Genomic DNA, 4762 nt, shown 5'->3' with positions numbered 1-4762 from the left:
CCACCAACACTATTTATCATAGAACCAAAAAACTCTAACCAACTGTTAAACCAACTGTTAAACTTAAAAATCCATGAAATTCGAGAACTTTTCAGCGGTATCTTTTCGTTTATTCTTGGTAACGTGCGAATAAACATTTAATGTAGTTTGAATGTTATCTTAAAGATTATTGCTGTTTCATTCTATTCGCAGATTCTCATTAGTATGGTCAAGTTAGATAGCTTACTAAAAAATATATCACTACATGTTTCTATAAGCGAGGTGTTACTTAATATACATAAGAAAATTAACCTTTTGTAAAGATACGTCAGTTTATGCTTATAATTTGAATTATTATGATAAAATAGTTATAAGATAAATGGGAGGTAGAACCATGAAAAAAGTTTATTCAGTTTTAGGTATTTCTTTATTAGCTTTATCATTGACAGCTTGTAATAATGTGGATACTGCATTGGGTATATATTCAGCTGAGACAGTATCTAGTGAAGAAAGCAGTTCTTCTTCAACATCATATGAAAGTGCATCTCTAAATGCTGTAGATTCTGATAGCTCTTCAACTAACGATGCGTCTTCAAAAGAGCCTTCAGATTCAGAAAGTGATGGCGTAGTTGCGTCAAGCGAGGAAACAGGATTAGCTGAGGAAGTTGATACAAGTTCGTCGGTTGCTAGTGAAGCGGCTAATGCGCAGGCAATGACGACTGAAGAAATTGAATCATCAATTATTGCTGCGGAACTGGAAGTGGAATCACAGTCATCTGAAGCTGTACCATCAAGTGAAGTTGAAGCGCAAGATTCAAATGCAACTACTGGACAACCAACAGCTAATCAAGGGGCTTTTGATAACAACCGTGCCCGTGAATTGCTATCTGAAGCAGCACCACTAATTTCTGCAGATTCGCAAGGTACATATCAGTCTGATGAGTATTTCTTCTTACCAACATTAGTGAATGAAAATTTAGCACAAGTTGATGTTTTCAGACAATCACCAGATGGGCAAGGCCATTCTAATTTAATTGCAACTTATCGTTATGATGCTTATACTGGTACATTAATGGTCATGGATGTAGTGAGTGGTACTTGGCAAAATACAGGACAATAGAATCGCTTAGTGTATACAAATAAATGAAAACTGGTGATTTGAATGATGCTAAAAGGTAGCTGGCATTTATTTAAAAGCACCAGTTTTTATTTGGATCAAATCAAAGAAGAAAACTTGTTTAATGCCTTTAAATTAAGTAGTATTATAAATATAGAATTGAGGTGACAAGAGTGAAAGATAAATTGAAGAATCGTGTTATTCCAATCATTTTGGCTTCGGTTAATCAGGCAAATATTGCTGGTAGTGCTGCAGAAATGTCCTATTACTTTTTATTATCCTTGTTTCCATTACTGATGATGATTGCCAACATCATTCCGATGCTCCCTTTTGAACCTGATTCAGTAGTAGCTTTGCTTGAAACGTTATTACCAGATCAAGTAGAGCCAATTATTGTACCTACACTGGAGTCTTATCTATCGTCTGATACAACAAGTGCTTTATCGGTGTCATTTATATTGATTCTTTGGTCAGGGTCAACTGCCTTTGGGACTATGCAAAATGTGCTAAATCGGACTTACGGCATTACAGATAAGCCTAATTTTATTATTACTAGGTTATTTTCATTTGCGATAGCCATCGTATTAGCGATTATTGCTGTAGCGTTGAGTGTGTTATTTGTTTTTGGGCAAACGCTTTTAGAGACTATAAATCAGTTTGTTGATGTACCAATACAATTGTTTGATATATTCACTAGTGTGAAATGGCCGATTCTATTAATCGTATTGATCTTGGCATTTACTTTTATCTATCAATTTATTCCACATCATAAATATGCCATTAAGTTTGCGGTACCAGGTGCGATTGTTGCGACAGTTCTTTCTGCCGTATTATCTAGTGGATTTAGTTTTTATGTTAATAATTTTGGAGGATCTTCTGTTTCTAACGGTACAATCGGCGTATTCATTGTGTTAATGCTTTATCTTTGGTTGACATCGATTGTGTTAATTGCAGGTGCGTTGATTAATCATATTGTGTATCGTTTGAAAAATGTGAAAGAGTTTATCGACTCGAGTCCAAATTATCATACAACAACATCTGTGAACTTCCCGTTTATGGATGAAAAGACAATCGTATTAGGAACATTAAAGCGTCAACCAGGTGATATAACCATAATGGATAATCCTGCGAGACCACAAGTAAATAAAGATTAAAGGGGCGCATTATTTTGGAAAAACGTTCGTCAAATCGACGATTAAAAAAGAAACCAACAAGTAGAGTCGATATCACTATCGTCATATGCGTCATATTGTTAGCTTTAGTGAGTATTGCGACAATTTTTTCAACGACATATTTACAGTACGATTCTGGTTCTTACTCAGCCACTATTATGCAAATCGCTTGGTTTGCAGTAGGAGCGGTAGCTGCTGCTGTTGTGATGCAATTGGATCGGGAAACCTTATATCATTTTGCACCAGCCGCTTATGGTTTAGGATTGATACTTTTGGTTTTGGTGTTAATCTTTTATGACCGAGAACTGGCTGTTTCTAATGGTGCACATTCATGGATCACAATCGGTCCATTGTCTTTGCAACCTTCTGAGTTAATGAAAGTTGCTTATATTATTATGATGGCTTATTTAGTACAAGGCTATAATGATGAAGGACGTAGAGTTGGCGTTGAGGATATGAGCATTGTAGAGCGGGTTAAGTTTGATGGTCGTTTTTTATTAAAATTGACACTCTGGACAATGCCGCCAGTTGCTTTAATTATCGCTCAAAATGACCTAGGGACAACATTGGTTTTCTTGATGATGTTTATTGGCATTATTTTTGTCTCAGGAATCACTTGGTACATTATTTTACCGGCTTTCATATTTTTTGCAGTTATTGCGCTAGTACTGATTATATTAGTAGTTTACCAACGTGACCTATTATATTACTTAGGTTTCCAAGACTATCAATTTGCGCGTATTGACTCATGGTTAAATCCTTTTGGTAATTCAGCAAATGAGTCTTATCAATTGGCCCAAAGCCTAAAAGCTATTGGTTCTGGGGGTATCCTTGGAAAAGGTTTAGGACAATTCCAAGTCCATGTACCGGTTAGAGAGTCGGATATGATTTTTTCAACAATTGGTGAGAATTTTGGTTTTATTGGGGCTAGCTTTGTTGTATTGTTGTACTTTATTTTAATATTCCAAATGATCTCAGTTGCCTTTAGAGCACATGATGCTTTCTATGCTTCAATGGTTTCTGGTGTAGTCATGATGTTTGCCTTCCACATCGTAGAAAATATCGGTATGTCAATTGGATTATTACCACTAACAGGTATACCTTTACCGTTGATATCAGCTGGAGGTACTGCACTGATTACTAGTATGATCAGTATTGGTTTGATTTTATCCATCAAGTATAATGAAGGATTAGAAGAGTCACAGCTGACTAAGAATCCGGTTGTAAGAGCTATTCGTTGGATTAATCGTCTAATACCAAGGCAGATTTTAGATAAACTAACCTAGTATTATCAATCATTTTAGAGGTGAAAAAGTTTGCATAAAGTATATAGTAAAGAAGGCTTATATCTTGAAGAACTTGAGAATGGAGCAATCCGTATCGGCTTATCTGCATACGGGTCTAATGCTGTAGGTGATGTTTCTTACTTTGCATTTTTTGATGATCATGAGCTTATTGAAGGAAAACCTTTTTTCTCAGTAGAGGGATCAAAGGCGGTTACAGATATGTTAGCACCAATATCAGGGAAAATTCTTTCGAAAAATAGCTTACTAGTGGATGAACCAGATATATTGAACGATAGCGATGAGGGTCGAAAATGGCTGGTTATTGTAAACAGTGATCAGAATATTCATTGGAATAGTTTTCTATTAGAAGATCAACCAATTAAAAACTAAAAATTAGAAAGCTGGATCTCGTAGCCAATATTGTAGAGGCTCGCAAAAGTTAGATTTTTGGTCTAACTTTTGCGGGCCTTTATATATGCTTGGTAGAGATCCAGTTTTTTTTACATTAGGGAAAAGAAGTAGGCAATTTCTTCGATAGTATATTTTTTGAGGTATGTGTCAAACTTAGATAAGAAATGGATAACTGCTGAAGCTTTTACATCGTTAACTAATTCCGTATATTTGCTAGGTAGTTCTGCTTCTTTTGTGCCTATAGGGAAATGCTCTTTTATTGATTTTGTCAATTTATGAACAAATGATGGATCACCATTCTCACCAAGTAGGATAGTAGCTATAGAGGCTTCTTTAGAGAAATACGATAGTACATGAAAAAGTACATCATACTTATCTGAGTCTGATAATAATAAATCACCTTGACTGATTATTGTATTTTCTAAATGATTGATAATTTCATTTTCAATCTCTTCCACCAAAGTATATTTGTCATCGAAATAGCGGTAAAATGTTGACCGATTTAATCCAGCCTCTTTCACGATATTTGCAATGGTAATCGTATTAAATGATTGAGTTTCCATCAACGAAATGAGTGCATTTTGAATATTTTGTCGCGTTTGAATGGTTTTACTCGTTTTGGTCATTTGTTCGTCCTTTCAATTTATAAAGCATGCTAGTGATGTATAAGTAAATTTTACCATATTCAAAAAAATAAGACATATTGTCCTATTTTGTTCTAGTCATGAGAAACAATATGTAATAAGCTTAATAGCAGTAAAATTAAAAGCCAGCTATAAAGATGTCAAGGAATAAAT

At 34.9% G+C, this 4762-nt stretch carries 5 protein-coding genes; 4 read left to right on the top strand and 1 reads right to left on the bottom strand.

Features of this window, described 5'->3' with window-relative positions; translation table 11 throughout:
- The first annotated feature begins 373 nt into the window (after positions 1 to 373).
- The 4 genes from HMPREF3116_RS02080 to HMPREF3116_RS02065 all read left to right on the top strand — a co-directional run bounded on the left by HMPREF3116_RS02080 (position 374) and on the right by HMPREF3116_RS02065 (position 3944).
- On the top strand, positions 374 to 1099 hold the full coding sequence (locus tag HMPREF3116_RS02080; protein ID WP_070467395.1) for a hypothetical protein: 726 nt from the start codon (positions 374 to 376) through the stop codon (positions 1097 to 1099).
- Between the two features lie 170 nt (positions 1100 to 1269).
- Positions 1270 to 2250 (top strand): YihY/virulence factor BrkB family protein, encoded by a 981-nt coding sequence (locus HMPREF3116_RS02075; RefSeq protein WP_246819020.1) that lies wholly within the window; start codon positions 1270 to 1272, stop codon positions 2248 to 2250.
- A gap of 14 nt (positions 2251 to 2264) precedes the next feature.
- Positions 2265 to 3554, top strand: a complete 1290-nt coding sequence (locus tag HMPREF3116_RS02070) for an FtsW/RodA/SpoVE family cell cycle protein (protein WP_168125758.1) — start codon at positions 2265 to 2267, stop codon at positions 3552 to 3554.
- Positions 3555 to 3584: 30 nt separating this feature from the next.
- On the top strand, positions 3585 to 3944 hold the full coding sequence (locus tag HMPREF3116_RS02065; RefSeq protein ID WP_070467392.1) for a glycine cleavage system H family protein: 360 nt from the start codon (positions 3585 to 3587) through the stop codon (positions 3942 to 3944).
- A 110-nt stretch (positions 3945 to 4054) separates the two neighbouring features.
- On the opposite strand, the gene HMPREF3116_RS02060 is transcribed toward HMPREF3116_RS02065, so the two are convergent.
- Positions 4055 to 4591 carry a TetR/AcrR family transcriptional regulator gene (locus HMPREF3116_RS02060; RefSeq protein ID WP_070467390.1) on the bottom strand — a complete coding sequence of 179 codons (537 nt, stop codon included), beginning with the start codon at positions 4589 to 4591 and terminating at the stop codon, positions 4055 to 4057.
- Positions 4592 to 4762: the final 171 nt, after the last annotated feature.

It is taken from the genome of Aerococcus sp. HMSC10H05 (genome assembly GCF_001806975.1).
In the GTDB taxonomy this organism is placed as follows: Bacteria; Bacillota; Bacilli; order Lactobacillales; family Aerococcaceae; genus Aerococcus; species Aerococcus viridans_B.
Note: the sequence above shows the minus strand (reverse complement) of the source record. Positions and strands in the feature narration are given on the sequence as shown.

What these genes read in the sequence shown, in the direction of transcription:
- HMPREF3116_RS02080 (WP_070467395.1), top strand. Translation starts at nt 374, where the DNA reads ATGAAAAAAGTTTATTCAGTTTTAGGTATTTCTTTATTAGCTTTATCA.
- HMPREF3116_RS02060 (WP_070467390.1), bottom strand. Translation starts at nt 4,591, where the DNA reads ATGACCAAAACGAGTAAAACCATTCAAACGCGACAAAATATTCAAAAT.